The sequence below is a fragment of the Rathayibacter sp. AY1B4 genome (genome assembly GCF_002932815.1).
Classification (GTDB): Bacteria; Actinomycetota; Actinomycetes; order Actinomycetales; family Microbacteriaceae; genus Rathayibacter.
In genome coordinates this window covers 14,153-29,492 of sequence record NZ_PSWN01000010.1, presented here as the reverse complement: position 1 = coordinate 29,492, position 15,340 = coordinate 14,153, and the positions used below count along the sequence as shown (strand labels likewise).

Here is a 15,340-nt window from a genome sequence, read left to right as displayed (position 1 = left end):
GGGCTGTCCCGATCCGATCGGGTGCTGACCCGATCCGCTCAGGGCGCCTCGGCGGCCGCCTCTCGGCCCGCGTCCACCCGGGACTCCGGCCTCCGCGAGCCCTCCCGGTAGCCTGGAGCGCATGACCGACAGCCAGCACGTCCGCTCCCGCGAGGCCTCGTCCGGCCGCGACCTGACGTACCCGCCGCTGCCCGAGGCGCTCGTCGTCCCCGTCTACGACAACCACACGCACCTCGAGATCGCCGACGGCCTCGAGCCGCTCGACCACCGCGAGCAGCTCGACCGGGCCTCCACCGTCGGCGTCCGCGGCGTCGTCCAGGTCGGCACCGACGTCGAGACGAGCCGCTGGTCGGCCGAGCAGGCGGCGAGCGAGCCGCGGATGCTGGCCGCCGTCGCGATCCACCCCAACGAGGCGCCCGAGCTGGAGCAGCGCGGCGAGCTCGACGCCGCCCTCGCCGTGATCGCCGAGCTGGCGGAGCAGCCGCGGGTGCGCGCCATCGGCGAGACCGGGCTCGACTTCTTCCGCACCGGCGAGAGCGGCCGCGCCGCGCAGTTCCGCTCCTTCGAGGAGCACATCCGCATCGCGAAGGAGCACGACCTCGCGCTGCAGATCCACGACCGCGACGCGCACCGCGAGGTCATCGAGACCCTGCGCCGCGTCGGCGCCCCCGAGCGCACCGTCTTCCACTGCTTCTCCGGGGACGCGGAGATGGCGCGGATGTGCACGGACGAGGGCTGGTACCTCTCCTTCGCCGGCACCGTGACGTTCAAGAACGCCGAGCCGCTGCGGGAGGCGCTCGTCGCGACTCCGCGGCACCTCATCCTGGTCGAGACCGACGCGCCGTACCTCACTCCGTCGCCCTTCCGCGGCCGGCCGAACGCGCCCTACCTCCTCCCGCACACCCTGCGCTCGATGGCCGCGACCCTCGAGACCGACGTCGGCCACCTGGCCGCGACGATCGCGTCGAACACGGAGGCCGTGTACGGCGAGTGGGGCGGCGAGGTCGGCTCCGAGCCGACGGAGCCGGTCGGACCCCTCGCATGAGCGGCCGCCACGCCGCCGAGCCGACGGCCGCCGCGATCCCGCGCCTGCTCGGCCCGGCCGAGATCCGCGACCTCGCCGGCCTGCTCGACGTCACGCCGACCAAGAAGCTCGGCCAGAACTTCGTGCACGACGCCAACACGGTCCGCCGCATCGTCAAGCTCGCTCGGGTGCGCCCGGGGGAGACCGTCGTCGAGATCGGCCCCGGCCTCGGATCGCTGACCCTCGGCCTGCTCGAGGCGGGCGCGCAGGTCGTGGCCGTCGAGATCGACGGGCGCCTCGCCGAGCAGCTGCCGCGCACCGTCGAGCTGATGGCGCCGGGCGCCGATCTCGCGGTCGTGCACGCCGACGCGATGAAGGTGCTCGACCTGCCGGGGGAGCCGGTCCGGCTCGTCGCCAACCTCCCGTACAACATCTCGGTGCCGGTGCTCCTGCACTTCCTCGAGCACTTCCCCAGCATCCGGTCCGGAGTGGTGATGGTGCAGTCCGAGGTCGGGCACCGGCTCGCCGCCGGTCCCGGCTCCAAGGTCTACGGCGGCCCGAGCGTCAAGGCGGCGTGGTTCGGCTCCTGGACGACGGGCGGCGCGGTCTCGCGTCAGATCTTCTGGCCGGTGCCGAACGTCGACAGCGTGCTCGTCGCGTTCGACCGCGGTGAGGAGCCGGGCGACGAGACCCTGCGCCGCGCCGTCTTCGCGGTCGTCGACGCGGCGTTCGCGCAGCGGAGGAAGATGCTCCGCCAGTCGCTCGCGACCCTCTTCGGCGACAGCGCCGCGGCGATCGTCGCGCTCGAGCGGGCCGGCGTCCCGCAGACCGCGCGCGGCGAGGAGCTGGACGTCGCCGCCTTCGTCCGCCTGGGCCGCGAGCTCGATCCGGCGCGGGTCCCCGTGCGCGGCGCGGCGGTGCCCGACGGGTCGCTGGCGGAGACCGACGGGGACGACGCGGACGGCGACGGGGAGCCCGCCCCGGGTGCGGACGAGGGCGCCTCCGCCACCCTGTAGCGTGGATGCATGGCCCACCGCGCGACGTCGAACCGGGTCCACGCGCGGGCGCCCGGCAAGATCAACGTGTTCCTCAAGGTCGGCGCCGTGCGCGACGACGGGTACCACGAGCTGGCCACCGCGTTCCAGTCGCTCTCCCTCTATGAGGACGTGTTCGCGGAGGAGGCGGCCGACTTCTCGGTCTCCTTCTCGGGCTCGATCGACACCTCCCGCCTGGCCGTCGACGGCTCCAACCTCGCGATCAAGGCGGCTCGGGCGCTCGCCCGGGCGACCGGCTACCGCGGCGGCGTGCACCTCGAGATCGAGAAGAACGTCCCCATCGCCGGCGGCATGGGCGGCGGCTCGGCCGACGCTGCCGCGACCCTCCTCGCCTGCGACGCGCTCTGGGGCACGGCCTGCACGAGGGAGCAGCTGCTCGGCATCGCCGCGAGCCTCGGCGCCGACGTCCCCTTCTCCTTCACCGGCGGCACCGCGATCGGGGTCGGCCGCGGCGATGAGCTGAGCCCGGCGCTCGCCAAGGGCCGCTTCGAGTGGGTGCTGGTCCTCTCGGAGGAGGGCCTGTCGACCCCCGAGGTCTACAGCGAGCTCGACCGGCACCGCGAGCGCCACCTGCACGACTTCCGCCCGATCTCGGCGACCCCCGCCATCGACCCCAACGTGCTGCAGGCCCTCCGCGCCGGCGACGCCGCCATGCTCGCCGACGCGATGCACAACGACCTCCAGGCGCCGGCGCTGCACCTGCAGCCCGGGCTCGCCCGCATCCTCGAGCTCGGCGAGGGCCGCGGGGCGCTCGGCGGCCTCGTCTCGGGGTCCGGACCGACCGTGGCGTTCCTCGCTCCGGACGCCGATGCGGCGGCCGACCTGCAGCGCGAGCTGAGCTCCGCGCGGCTGAGCGCCGTGAGGGTCTCCGGCCCGGTACACGGGGCGCGCCTGCTGTCGACCTAGTCGCGGAGGCGGTGCCTCCGGAGCGGGGCGCGGGAGCCCCGCGCCCTGCGCCCTCCACAGACGGTCCGCAGAGAAGTTCCGACCTCGTGGCTTAGAGTGCCGCTCATGTCCCGCCGCGCCACCCTCTTCGCGATCCTCTCCGGGATCGTGGCCGCCGTCGTCGCCCTCGCGGCCGCCGAGGTCGTCGCGGTCTTCACCGGAGCGGGCGGCAGTCCGCTGGTCGCGGTCGGCGGCTTCGTCATCGACATCGTGCCCCCGGGCGTGAAGGACACGGTCATCGCGCTCTTCGGCACCGGCGACAAGCTCGTGCTGCTGGTCTCGATCGGCCTCGCGATCGCGCTGCTGGCCGTCGGCGCCGGGGTCCTCGAGTACCGCCGCCCGCCGTTCGGCGTGCTGCTGCTGGCCGTCGTCGCGGGCGCCGGTGCGCTCGCCGCCGTCAGCCGCGAGGGCGCGTCCGGGATCGACGCGGCGCCGAGCGTCGTGGGCATGGTGGCCGGTGCCGCGGTGCTCCGCTCGGCCTCCGTCCGCCTCCGCGGCTGGCAGGAGGAGCGCGAGAGCGACTCCCCGGACCGCCGGTCGTTCCTCCGCCTGGTCGGGATCGCCGGAGTCGCCGCGGTCGCCGCCGGCATCGGCGCCCGCTTCCTCACGTCCGCCTCCGCCGCCGTTACGGCCGTGCGCGAGGCCGTGTCCCTGCCGGCTCCCGCCTCGGCCGCCGCGCCCGTCCCGGCGGGCGCCGTGCTCGACGACATCGACGGCATCAGCTCCTACGTCACTCCCAACTCCTCGTTCTACCGGATCGACACCGCGCTCTCGGTGCCGTCGGTCGAGCCCGCCGACTGGTCGCTGAAGATCACCGGCATGGTGGAGGAGGAGATCGAGATCACCTGGGACGAGCTGCTCGCGCTGCCGCTCGAGGAGCACCTGGTCACCCTGTCCTGCGTGTCCAACGAGGTCGGCGGCGACCTGATCGGCACCGCCCTCTGGCTGGGCTACCCGATCCGAGAGCTGCTGGCCCGGGCCCGGCCGACCGCCGGCGCCGACATGGTGCTCTCGCGGAGCATCGACGGCTTCACCGCCTCCAGCCCGCTCGACGTGCTGCAGGACGAGGACCGCGCGAGCCTGCTCGCCGTCGGGATGAACGGCGAGCCGCTCCCGGTCGAGCACGGCTTCCCCGTCCGGATGGTCGTCCCCGGCCTGTACGGCTACGTCTCGGCGACGAAGTGGGTCGTCGAGCTGAAGGTCACGACCTTCGCGGAGGACCTGGCGTACTGGTCGACGCGCGGCTGGACCGAGCGCGGTCCGATCAAGATCGAGTCGCGGATCGATGTGCCGCGCCAGGGCCAGCCCGTCGAGGCGGGGACGGTCGCCGTGGCGGGAGTCGCCTGGGCGCCGCACACCGGCATCGCGAAGGTGGAGGTGCAGATCGACGGCGGCGCCTGGCAGGAGGCGCGCCTCGCCGAGCAGGTCACCGCGGACACGTGGATCCAGTGGGTCCTCGAGTGGGACGCGACGGTCGGCGACCACGTCGTGACCGTGCGCGCCACCGACGCGGACGGCACGGTGCAGACCACGGTCGAGCGCCCGCCCGCCCCCGACGGCGCCACGGGACTGCACCGCCGCTCGGTGTCCGTCTCGCAGCCGGCACCCGCGGGCTGAGGTCCGGGGGCCGCGACCCGCCCGCACTGTGATCGACCCGCGGCGGACCGCTCAGGCGGCACCGCCTAGGCTGGATCCCTATGGCACATCTGCTGGGCGCCGAGGCGCTGCGACTCGAGTACCCCACACGCGTGATCTTCGACGACGTCTCCCTGGGGATCGAGGAGGGCGACCGCATCGGGATCGTCGGACGCAACGGCGACGGCAAGTCGACCCTCCTGCGCCTGCTCGCGCAGCGCATCGAGCCGGACAGCGGCCGCGTCACGCACCGCCGCGGCGTCACGCTCGGGATGCTCGACCAGGCCGACACGGTCGACGAGGACCTCACCGTCGCCCAGGCCGTCGTCGGCGGGCTCCAGGAGCACGAGTGGGCGGGCGACGCGCGCACCCGAGACGTGATCGCGGGCCTGCTGCGCGACGTCCCCTGGGACGGAGTGGTCGGCTCCCTCTCGGGCGGCCAGCGGCGCCGGGTCGCCCTCGCGAAGCTGCTCGTCGGCGACTGGGACGTCGTCTTCCTCGACGAGCCCACCAACCACCTCGACGTCGAGGGCATCGCCTGGCTGGCCGAGCACCTCAAGCGCCGCTGGGCGGCGTCATCGGGCGGGCTCGCGGTCGTCACCCACGACCGGTGGTTCCTCGACGAGATCTGCACCGCCACCTGGGAGGTGCACGACCGTCTCGTCGAGCCGTTCGAGGGCGGGTACGCGGCGTACATCCTGCAGCGCGTCGAGCGCGACCGGATGGCGTCGACCATGGAGGCCAAGCGCCAGAACCTGATGAAGAAGGAGCTCGCCTGGCTCCGGCGCGGCGCCCCCGCCCGCACGGCCAAGCCCAAGTTCCGGATCGACGCCGCGAACCAGCTGATCGAGGACGAGCCCCCGGTGCGCGACTCGGTCTCGCTCTCGCAGCTCGCCGTCTCGCGCCTGGGCAAGGACGTCGTCGACCTGCTCGACGTCACCGTCCGCTACGGCGAGCGGACCGTCCTCAACCGCATCGAGTGGCGGATCGCGCCCGGCGAGCGCACCGGCATCCTCGGCGTGAACGGCGCCGGCAAGTCGACCCTCCTCGGCCTGGTCGCGGGCAGCGTGGAGCCGACGAGCGGCCGGGTGAAGCGCGGCACCACTGTGCGCGTCGCGATCCTCGACCAGCAGCTGCGCGAGCTGACCGGGGTCCAGCACCGGCCCGTCCGCGAGATCATCGCGGAGCAGCGCACCAGCTACTCCATTGGCGGCAAGGAGATGACCCCGGGCCAGCTGCTCGAGCGGCTCGGCTTCTCGAGCGCGCAGCTCTCGACGCCCGTGAAGGACCTCTCGGGCGGTCAGCGCCGGAGGCTCCAGCTCCTGCTCATCCTGCTCAGCGAGCCCAACGTGCTGATCCTCGACGAGCCGACCAACGACCTCGACACCGACATGCTCGCCGCGATCGAGGACCTGCTCGACTCCTGGCCGGGCACCCTCCTCGTCGTCTCGCACGACCGGTACCTGCTCGAGCGCGTCACCGACCAGCAGTACGCCGTGATGGACGGCGCGTTCCGCCACCTGCCCGGCGGCGTCGAGCAGTACCTCGACCTGCGCCGCGCGCTCGAGAAGGGTGCGCCCGCGGCGGCGTCGTCGGGCTCCTCCTCCGCCGCGCCGGCGTCGAGCGGACTCGCGGGGGCCGAGCGGCGCACCGCCGAGAAGGAGGTGTCGGCGATCGACCGGCGCCTGCACAAGCTCACGCAGCTGACGAAGACCGTGCACGAGAAGATGGCGACGCACGACCAGGACGACTACGACGGGATCCTGGCGCTCAACGCCTCGCTCCGCGCCTACGAGGACGAGACGGCCGAGCTCGAGCTGCGCTGGCTGGAGCTCTCGGAGCAGCTCGAGGGCTGACGCCGCTCTGCTCCGCGGCACCGGCAGCTGTCCCGTACCGCGTGGGCGGGCCGCCGTCGCGGGCCCGGGCCGACCGGCTCAGCCGAAGTCGAGGGAGAGCTTCCGGAGGAGCTGCGCCAGCCGCTCCTGCTGGGCGTGGGTGAGCGCGCCGAGCAGCTCCTGCTCCGCGTCGACCAGGCGGGTGATCGCCGCGTCGACCCGGGCGAGCCCCGACGGCGTCATCTGCACCAGCACGCCGCGCCCGTCGTTCGGGTCGTCGAGGCGCTCGACCAGGTCGCGCTCGACCAGCCGGTCGATGCGGTTGGTCATGGTGCCGCTGGTGACCATGGTCGCCTGGAGGAGCTGCTTGGGGCTCATCCGGTAGGGCGCTCCCGCGCGCCGCAGGGCCGAGAGCACGTCGAACTCCCACGTCTCGAGCTCGGACCGGCCGAAGGCGCTGCCGCGCGCGCGCTCGAGCTGCTTGGCCAGCCGGCGCATCCGCGAGAAGACCTGGAGCGGCGTGAAGTCGAGATCGGGCCGCTCCCGGACCCAGGCGTCGACGATCCCGTCGACCTCGTCATTCGCACTCACCCGTCCATTGTGGCGGCTGGGCGGCTCGGGGGACGCCGGGAGGCGGACGGGCCGGGAGGCGGGGACCTCCCGGGCCGCCGTCGTCCGCCCGAGCGACGGCCGCCCGCGCCCCCGGCCCCGCCTCGGGCGCGGGGGTGGCAGGATGGACGGCGCGCGATCGCGCGGTCCGCCATGGTGTAACGGCAGCACGGCAGCCTTTGGAGCTGTCCGGTCCAGGTTCGAATCCTGGTGGCGGAGCGGCACCAGGACGGTGCGCTCACGGAGGAGAACGCGAAGAACATGGCAGACAGCACGCTCGCCGTCGTGATCCTGGCGGCAGGCCAGGGCACCCGCATGAAGTCCCGCACCCCGAAGGTCCTGCACCGCCTCGCCGGGAGGCCGCTGCTCGGGCACGTGCTCGACACGGCCGCCTCGCTCGACGCGGCGCACGTCGTCACCGTGGTGCGCCACGAGCGCGACCGGGTCGCCGAGGCCGTCCTCGAGCACACCCCCTCCGCGCTGGTGGTGGACCAGGACGAGACGCCCGGCACCGGCCGCGCGGTCGAGCAGGGCCTCGCGGCGCTCCCGGAGTCCTTCGCCGGCACGGTCGTCGTGCTGAGCGCCGACGTCCCGCTGCTGGACGCGCCGACCCTCCGCCGCCTGGTCGACGAGCATCTCGCCGCGGCGAACGCGCTCACCATGCTCTCCTGCGTGCTCGAGGACCCGACCGGCTTCGGCCGGATCGTCCGCGGCGCCGACGGCGCCTTCGCCTCCATCGTGGAGCAGAAGGACGCGAGCCCCGGCGAGCTCGACCTCACCGAGATCAACGCCGGTGTCTACGCCTTCGACGCCGCCGCGCTCCGCTCGGTCATCGGCGCGATCGGCACCGAGAACGCTCAGCGGGAGAAGTACCTCACCGACGCCGCCGCCGCGCTCAAGGCCGCCGGCCGCGCGATCGAGGCCGTCCCTGTGCAGGACCGCTGGCTCGTGGCCGGGATCAACGACCGCGCCCAGCTCGCCGACGCGGCGCTCGAGCTCAACGCGCGCATCGTGCGCCGCTGGCAGCTCGAGGGCGTCACGATCCAGGACCCGGCGACCACCTGGATCGACGTGGACGCGGTCCTCGCCCCGGACGTCGAGATCCTCCCGGGCACGCAGATCAAGGGCCCGACCGTCATCGCCACCGGCGCGGTCATCGGCCCGGACACCACGCTCGACTCCTGCGAGGTCGGCGAGGACGCGGTCGTGAAGCGCTCCGACGCGACGCTCGCCGTGATCGGCGCGAAGGCCCAGGTCGGCCCGTTCTCGTTCCTCCGCCCCGGCACCGTGCTCGGTGCCCGCGGCAAGATCGGCACCTACGTCGAGACCAAGAACGCCGTCATCGGCGAGGGATCGAAGGTCCCGCACCTCTCCTACGTCGGCGACGCGGTCATCGGCGAGGAGTCGAACATCGGCGCCGGCTCGATCTTCGCCAACTACGACGGGGTGAGCAAGGCGTCCTCCGTGGTGGGCTCGCACGTGCGTGCGGGGTCGCACAACGTCTTCGTCGCCCCCGTTAGAATCGGTGACGGAGCGTACACGGGCGCCGGCACGGTCATCCGCAAGGACATCCCCGCCGGAGCCCTCGGGATCACCGTCGCTCCGCAGCGCAACATGGCCGGGTGGGTGCAGACCCACCGTCCGGGCACCGCAGCGGCCGACGCCGCCGAGGCGGCCCTGGCGTCGGATCCCACCGGATCCGACCAGGCGCCCACCGGAGGAAGCGGAGCACAGTGACCGGCATCACCGCCAGCAACAAGAAGAGCCTGGTCCTCGTCTCGGGGAGGGCGCATCCGGCACTGGCGGAAGCGGTCGCCGCCGAGCTCGGGACCGAGCTCGTCACGACCGAGGGGCGCACCTTCGCCAACGGCGAGCTCTACGTCCGCTACGGCGAGTCGGTCCGCGGAGGCGACGTGTTCGTCCTCCAGTCGCACACGTCCCCGATCAACGAGTGGCTGATGGAGCAGCTGATCATGGTCGACGCGCTCAAGCGCGCCTCCGCCAAGCGGATCACCGTGGTCGCCCCGTTCTACCCCTACGCGCGCCAGGACAAGAAGGGCCGCGGGCGCGAGCCGATCTCGGCCCGCCTCGTCGCCGACCTCTTCAAGGCGGCGGGAGCCGACCGGATCATGTCGGTCGACCTCCACGCGGCGCAGATCCAGGGCTTCTTCGACGGCCCCGTCGACCACCTCTTCGCGATGCCGGTGCTGCTCGAGCACTTCCGCGAGAAGCTCGACCCCTCGACCCTCACCATCGTCTCGCCCGACATGGGCCGCGTCCGCGTCGCCGACATCTGGAGCGACAAGCTCGGCGTCCCGCTGGCGATCATCCACAAGCGCCGCGACCCGAAGGTCGCCAACCAGGTCTCCGTCCACGAGATCGTCGGCGAGGTGAAGGGCCGCGTCTGCCTCCTCGTCGACGACCTCATCGACACCGGGCGCACCATCGCGAAGGCGGCCGAGGCGCTGAAGAAGGCGGGCGCGATCGGCGTGGTCGTCGCGGCCACCCACGCCGTCTTCTCGGACCCGGCGGTCGAGCTCCTGAGCTCGGAATTCATCGACTCGGTCGTCGTCACCGACACCCTGCCGCTGCCGCCGGAGAAGACCTGGGACCGCCTGACGATCCTGCCCATCGCTCCGCTGCTGGCCCGCGCCATCCACGAGGTCTTCGACGACGGCTCCGTGACGTCGATGTTCGACGGCGACGCGTAGGACCCCGCGCCCCGGGTGCGCCCTGCACAGCGCACCCGGGTCCCGCCCCGGCTCCACCGCCTAGGGTGAGGCCGTGCCCCAGCGTTCGGATGCGACCCTCGCCCTGGCGGCGGTCTTCCTGGTCTGGTCGCCGGCCGCCGCCGCGGCGGGCTGGTGGCTGCTCCTCGGGCTCGCCGTCGCTGCGGCCGCCGCGGCCCTGAGCGCCGTCGCCGATGCCGGGCGCACCGTCCACGACGGCCCCTCCTCCGAGTGGCTCGGGATCGTCGGGCGCGCCTTCGCCTCGGCCGCGCTGGCCCTGACCGCGGCCCAGTCGGTCCTCGGGGGAGCGGCCCGGCCCCTGGCCGTCCTGCTGCTCGTGGCCGTCGCGCTCTTCGGTCTGCGCGGCGGGCGCCTCCCCGCCCGCCCGGTCCTGCTCCTCGTCGGTGCGGTCGTCGTTCTGCTGGCCGCCGCCGCCGTGCTCGTGCTGGCGTCCCCTCCGGACCCCGCGCCGCTCGACCCGCTGCGCGACGGAGGGCCGCTGGGAGCCGGCACCGCCGCGGCGCTGCTCCTCATCCTCCTGCCGACGTCCCGCTCCGGCGCGGTGACGGCTCTCCGCCCCGCCCTGCTGCGCATCGGGATCGCCACGGCGGCCGCCGCCGCGCTCGGCACCGGTCTGCTCCTGGCGGCCGGTCCCGAGGTCCTCGCGTCCTCGGAGACCCCCCTGAGCGCTGTCACCCGAGGCTCGCCCGCGTCCGGGCTCGTCGGGGCCGCCGCGGTGATCGCGGTCCTGCTCGCGCTCCTCGACCTCGGGAGGAGGGATGCGCGCGCCCTCGTCCGTCTCGCCGACGCGGGGGAGATCCCGGCGGTGCTCGCCACCAGGAACCGCAGGACCGGCGTGCCCGCGGCGGCCCAGCTCGTCCTCTGCCTGGTCGCCGTGCTCGCGGTCGTGATCCTCGACGCCGACGCGCTGCTCGCCTTCGCCGTGGCCGCTCTGCTGGTGGCGACCATCGTGCGGCGCCTCGACCACGGAGCGGCCGGGGCGAGCGGCCCGGCCCTCGCGTCGGCCGCGGTCTCGCTGCTGCTCCTGCTCGCCCTCCCGGCGGCCACGGCGGCCGCCGCAGCGGTGCTCCTGGCGGCGCTCCTGATCGCGCGGGCGTTCCGGACCTGAGGGGTCAGCCGGCCCGGGCGTCGAGCGCGTGCTCGGGGAGCCGGACGCCACCGCCCGGCTCCGCTGACGACGGGGGAGCTCTCTCCGCAACGAGGAAGGCGCCCCCGCCCGAGGATCCGTGGATCCTGCAGGCGGGGGCGCCTTCCCGTGCGACGCGGGTCAGTGCGTGGAGGGGTCCTGCTCGACCTCGGTGCGGTCACCCGACCACAGCGTGTGGAAGGTGCCCTCCTTGTCGACGCGCTTGTAGGTGTGCGCTCCGAAGAAGTCGCGCTGGCCCTGCACGAGAGCGGCCGGGAGGCGCTTGGAGGCGAGCGAGTCGTAGTACGACAGCGCGGCGCCGAAGCCGGGGATCGGCACGCCCGAGAGCGCGGCGGTCGAGACGATGCGGCGCCAGGCGGCCTCGCCGTTGGCGACGGCCTCGGCGAAGTACGGGTCCTCGAGGAGGGTCGTGATGCCGGCGTTCTCGTCGTAGGCGTCGACGATGCGGTTGAGGAACTGGGCGCGGATGATGCAGCCCGCGCGCCAGATCTTGGCGACCGCACCCTTGTCGATCTCCCAGCCGTACTTCTCGGCTCCGGCGATGATCGCGTCGAAGCCCTGCGAGTAGGCGACGACCTTGGAGGCGTAGAGCGCGGCGCGCACGTCGTCCTCGAAGCCCTCGTACTTCTCCACCGGGGTCGGGCGCGAGGTGACGCGGGCCTGCACGGCCTCGCGCTGCTCGGGGTGGGAGGACACGGCGCGGGCGAAGACGGCCTCGGCGATGCCGCCGACGGGGACGCCGAGGTCGAGCGCGTTCTGCACGGTCCAGACGCCGGTGCCCTTCGAGCCGGCCTGGTCGAGGACGACGTCGATGAAGGGATTGCCGGTGTCGGCGTCGACCTGGCGGAGCACCTCGGCGGTGATCTCGATGAGGTACGACTCGAGGTCGCCCTTGTTCCAGGCGTCGAAGACCTCGGCGATGGCGGCGGGCTCGTGTCCGCCGACGGTGCGGAGCAGGTCGTACGCCTCGGCGATGAGCTGCATGTCGGCGTACTCGATGCCGTTGTGGATCATCTTGACGAAGTGGCCGGCGCCGTCCGTGCCGATGTGGGTGACGCAGGGCTCGCCCTCGGCGACCGCGGCGATCGACGAGAGGATCGGGCCGAGGGTCCTGTAGGACTCGACCGAGCCGCCGGGCATGATCGACGGGCCCTTGAGCGCGCCCTCCTCGCCGCCGGAGATGCCGGTGCCGACGAAGTGGATGCCGGTCTCGCGGACGGCTTTCTCGCGGCGGATGGTGTCGGTGAAGAGCGCATTGCCGCCGTCGACGATGATGTCGCCGGGCTCGAAGACCTTCGTCAGCTGCTCGATCACGGCGTCGGTGCCGCGGCCGGCCTGGACCATGATGATCGCGGTGCGCGGGGTGGCGAGCGAGGCGGCGAAGTCCTCGATGGTGCCGGAGGCGACGAAGCCCGCCTCCGGGTGCTCCGTGATGAGGGTCTCGGTGCGGCCGTAGGAGCGGTTGAACACCGCGACCGTGTTGCCCTCGCGGCTGGCGAGGTTGCGGGCGAGGTTCGAGCCCATCACCGCCAGACCGACGACTCCGATGTTGGCTGTGGCGGTGGGCTTGTCAGACACGGTTCTCCTCGACGTTCGCGTTCAGGGGCGAGCCCAGGCTAGCCCCGGGTCGCTCCGGGGAGCCCGGGTCCGAGCCGTCTCCCGGCTGCACATCGGTCGTGCGGCGCGCGCACGGTCTTGCGCGCGCCGCGACGACCGCGACCGGAACCGGTCAGGCGCCGTGGCCGAGGGGGACGCGCTCTGACGGGATCGGCGGCGGCGGGGGAGTGCCGTCGCCGAACGGGCGGCCGCCGAGCTCCTCGCGGCGCGAGGGGACGAGCCAGCCGGAGAGGTCCGGGCCCTTGGGGACGACGCCGGTCGGATTGATGTCCCGCTGCACCTCGTAGTAGTGCGACTTGATGTGGGTGAAGTCGATCGTGTCGCCGAACCCCGGAGTGGCGAACAGGTCGCGTGCGTAGCCCCAGAGCGCGGGCATCGCCGACAGCAGGTTCCGGTTGGCCTTGAAGTGGCTGTAGTAGACGGCGTCGAAGCGGGCGAGCGTCGTGAAGAGCCGCACGTCCGCCTCGGTGATGGTGTCGCCGACCAGGTAGCGGCGGGTGCTCAGCCGCTCCTCCAGCCAGTCCAGCCGCGCCCAGAGGCGGTCGTAGGCCCGGTCGTAGGAGCGCTGCGACCCGGCGAAGCCGCACTTGTAGACGCCGTTGTTCACGTCGTGGAAGACCAGCTCGGCGATCTCGTCGATCTCCTCGCGGTGCTCCTCGGGGTAGAGGTCGGGGGCGCCGTCGCGGTGGAACGCGGTCCACTCGGTGGAGAAGTCGAGCGTCATCACCGGGTAGTCGTTGGTGACGACCTGGCCGCTCGGGATGTCCACGAGGGCCGGGACGGTGATCCCGCGCGGGTAGTCGGGGAAGCGGGCGAAGAACGCGTCCTGGAGGCGGGGGATGCCCAGCACCGGGTCGACGCCGCCCGGATCGAGGTCGAAGGTCCAGCTGCGCTTGTCGTGCGTCGGCCCGCAGATGCCCATCGAGAGGGCGTCCTCGAGACCGAGCAGGCGCCGCACGATCACGGCGCGGTTCGCCCACGGGCAGGCGCGGGAGACCACGAGGCGGTAGCGCCCGGCCTCCACCGGGTACCCGTCGCGGCCGTCGGCGGTGATCCGCGTCGGGATGTAGTTCGTGTCGCGGTGGAAGCCGTTCTTCTCGACGTAGGAGCCGAAGTCGTCGCTCGTCATACCCGCACGGTAGGCGGTCCGCCTGGACGTCCGGCTCCGAGTCCGGCGGCGCGACCGCCTGCTGGCGGGCGGCCGCGATGCCGGGTAGGATCGGCAGCTGAACTTCGGCGAGGGATGCACGTGCATCCGTGATCGACGCGGTGGAAGCAGGCGAGGCCCCCACGGGGCGCCACGGACTTCTCCTCACGCTGACATGCGTTCGAGTCGACAAACCGTCCGTGGCCGCAGGCCACGACCCGATCCGGTGGCGTGCGCGCCGCCCAAGGAGAACATCATGGCTGAACTGACCAACAAGGTCGTCGTCGAGGTCCGCACCTCGTTCGGCAAGGGCGCCGCCCGCAAGATCCGCGCGCAGGACAAGATCCCCGCGGTCCTCTACGGCCACGGCACCGAGCCCCAGCACCTCACCCTCCCGGGCCACCAGGTGCTCCTGCTCACCCGCAAGGCGAACGCGATCCTCGAGCTCGACATCGAGGGCGCCGCGCAGACCACGCTGGTGAAGGACATCCAGCGCGACCCGGTGCGCCAGATCATCGAGCACATCGACCTCGTCGTCATCAACAAGGGCGAGAAGGTCGAGGTGGACATCCCCGTGCACGTCGAGGGCGACGCCGCTCCCGGCACCCTCGTCTCGATCGAGTCGAACACCCTCTCGCTCGAGGTCGACGCCACGCGCATCCCGCAGAACATCGTCGTCTCCGTCGAGGGCCTCGAGGCCGGCACGCAGATCACCGCTGCCGACGTCACGCTCCCCGAGGGCGCCACGCTGGTCACCGACGCCGAGATCCTCATCGTCAACGTCACCGCCGAGGTCGAGCAGGACCTGGGCGAGGACGACGAGACCCCGGCCTCGGGCGACGTCGTCGCCGAGACCGCGGAGTAGTCCGCACCACCCCGGGAACGGGCCCGCTCGCAGCCGCGGCGGGCCCGTTCCGCGTCCGGCGGGGACCCCCCCGCCGCCCCCGAGGAAGAGGAACGACATGGGTGACACTTGGCTGGTCGTCGGACTGGGCAACCCGGGCGCGCAGTACGCGCGCAACCGGCACAACGTCGGCCAGATGGTGCTCGACGAGCTCGCGACGCGGATCGGCGGCTCGTTCCGCCGGCACAACCGCGCCAACGCCGTGGTCGCCGAGGGCTTCCTCCGCCCGGGCGGGCCGAAGCTCGTGCTGGGCAAGCCCAACAGCTTCATGAACCTCTCCGGCGGGCCGACGGCGCAGCTGCTCGACTTCTACTCGGTCGACCCGGCGCACCTGATCGTCGTGCACGACGAGCTCGACATCCCCTTCGACACCCTGCGCCTCAAGCAGGGCGGCGGTCACGGAGGGCACAACGGCATCCGCGACATCCTCGCGGCGACCGGAGGAGCCGAGTTCCTGCGCGTGCGGGTCGGCATCGGCCGCCCGCCGGGCCGCCAGCAGGCCGCCGACTTCGTGCTGAAGGACTTCGCCGGCCCGGAGCGCGAGGCGCTCCCGATCCTGGTCTCGGACGCCGCCGACGCCGTCGAGCTCATCGCCGACTCCGGCCTCTCCGCCGCCCAGCTGAAGTTCCACACCAGCGCCTGACCCGCCCTCCACCGAGGGGACCCCGGACG

Annotated in this window: 13 protein-coding genes and 1 tRNA gene; 11 read left to right on the top strand and 3 right to left on the bottom strand. The window is 73.1% G+C overall.

Translation table 11 applies throughout. From position 1 onward, the window contains the following. Window positions 1-121: 121 nt before the first annotated feature. The 5 genes from C5D66_RS08800 (at window position 122) to C5D66_RS08780 (ending at window position 6,515) form a co-directional block, all read left to right on the top strand. Window positions 122-1,045, top strand: coding sequence for a TatD family hydrolase (locus C5D66_RS08800; protein WP_104222332.1), 924 nt, complete (start codon window positions 122-124; stop codon window positions 1,043-1,045). Beyond that, entirely contained in the window at window positions 1,042-2,040 is a 999-nt protein-coding gene (gene rsmA, locus C5D66_RS08795) for a 16S rRNA (adenine(1518)-N(6)/adenine(1519)-N(6))-dimethyltransferase RsmA (RefSeq protein WP_104274333.1), read from the top strand. Before C5D66_RS08800 ends, rsmA begins: the two co-directional genes overlap by 4 nt. Window positions 2,041-2,049: 9 nt before the next feature. Then, window positions 2,050-2,985 (top strand): 4-(cytidine 5'-diphospho)-2-C-methyl-D-erythritol kinase, encoded by a 936-nt coding sequence (locus C5D66_RS08790; RefSeq protein WP_104222334.1) that lies wholly within the window; start codon window positions 2,050-2,052, stop codon window positions 2,983-2,985. Window positions 2,986-3,090: 105 nt separating this feature from the next. Beyond that, the gene (locus C5D66_RS08785; RefSeq protein ID WP_104274332.1) at window positions 3,091-4,641 is read left to right on the top strand and encodes a molybdopterin-dependent oxidoreductase; all 1,551 of its coding nucleotides are present in this window, start codon (window positions 3,091-3,093) and stop codon (window positions 4,639-4,641) included. Window positions 4,642-4,721: 80 nt separating this feature from the next. Further along, the gene (locus C5D66_RS08780) at window positions 4,722-6,515 is read left to right on the top strand and encodes an ABC-F family ATP-binding cassette domain-containing protein (protein WP_104233689.1); all 1,794 of its coding nucleotides are present in this window, start codon (window positions 4,722-4,724) and stop codon (window positions 6,513-6,515) included. A gap of 78 nt (window positions 6,516-6,593) precedes the next feature. On the opposite strand, the gene C5D66_RS08775 is transcribed toward C5D66_RS08780, so the two are convergent. After that, window positions 6,594-7,085, bottom strand: coding sequence for a MarR family winged helix-turn-helix transcriptional regulator (locus C5D66_RS08775; RefSeq protein ID WP_104222340.1), 492 nt, complete (start codon window positions 7,083-7,085; stop codon window positions 6,594-6,596). 165 nt (window positions 7,086-7,250) lie between these two features. Here C5D66_RS08775 and C5D66_RS08770 point away from each other — a divergent pair. The 4 genes from C5D66_RS08770 (at window position 7,251) to C5D66_RS08755 (ending at window position 10,961) form a co-directional block, all read left to right on the top strand. After that, a tRNA-Gln gene (locus C5D66_RS08770) sits at window positions 7,251-7,322 on the top strand. A 42-nt stretch (window positions 7,323-7,364) separates the two neighbouring features. Next, entirely contained in the window at window positions 7,365-8,840 is a 1,476-nt protein-coding gene (gene glmU, locus C5D66_RS08765; RefSeq protein ID WP_104274334.1) for a bifunctional UDP-N-acetylglucosamine diphosphorylase/glucosamine-1-phosphate N-acetyltransferase GlmU, read from the top strand. Beyond that, complete coding sequence (locus C5D66_RS08760) at window positions 8,837-9,814, top strand: ribose-phosphate diphosphokinase (protein WP_104222342.1); 978 nt, start codon at window positions 8,837-8,839, stop codon at window positions 9,812-9,814. Before glmU ends, C5D66_RS08760 begins: the two co-directional genes overlap by 4 nt. 73 nt (window positions 9,815-9,887) lie before the next feature. After that, complete coding sequence (locus tag C5D66_RS08755; RefSeq protein WP_104274331.1) at window positions 9,888-10,961, top strand: hypothetical protein; 1,074 nt, start codon at window positions 9,888-9,890, stop codon at window positions 10,959-10,961. A gap of 159 nt (window positions 10,962-11,120) precedes the next feature. Here the strand turns inward: C5D66_RS08755 and gndA are convergent, their stop codons facing one another. After that, window positions 11,121-12,578 (bottom strand): NADP-dependent phosphogluconate dehydrogenase, encoded by a 1,458-nt coding sequence (gndA, locus tag C5D66_RS08750; RefSeq protein WP_104274330.1) that lies wholly within the window; start codon window positions 12,576-12,578, stop codon window positions 11,121-11,123. Window positions 12,579-12,729: 151 nt separating this feature from the next. Next, window positions 12,730-13,746, bottom strand: a complete 1,017-nt coding sequence (locus C5D66_RS08745) for a glutathione S-transferase family protein (protein WP_104226929.1) — start codon at window positions 13,744-13,746, stop codon at window positions 12,730-12,732. Between the two features lie 274 nt (window positions 13,747-14,020). Here C5D66_RS08745 and C5D66_RS08740 point away from each other — a divergent pair, with 274 nt between their 5' ends. Both C5D66_RS08740 and pth read left to right on the top strand, forming a co-directional pair. Further along, window positions 14,021-14,629, top strand: a complete 609-nt coding sequence (locus C5D66_RS08740; protein ID WP_104233682.1) for a 50S ribosomal protein L25/general stress protein Ctc — start codon at window positions 14,021-14,023, stop codon at window positions 14,627-14,629. 97 nt (window positions 14,630-14,726) lie between these two features. Then, complete coding sequence (gene pth / locus C5D66_RS08735; RefSeq protein WP_104233681.1) at window positions 14,727-15,311, top strand: aminoacyl-tRNA hydrolase; 585 nt, start codon at window positions 14,727-14,729, stop codon at window positions 15,309-15,311. The last annotated feature ends 29 nt before the right edge of the window (window positions 15,312-15,340 follow it).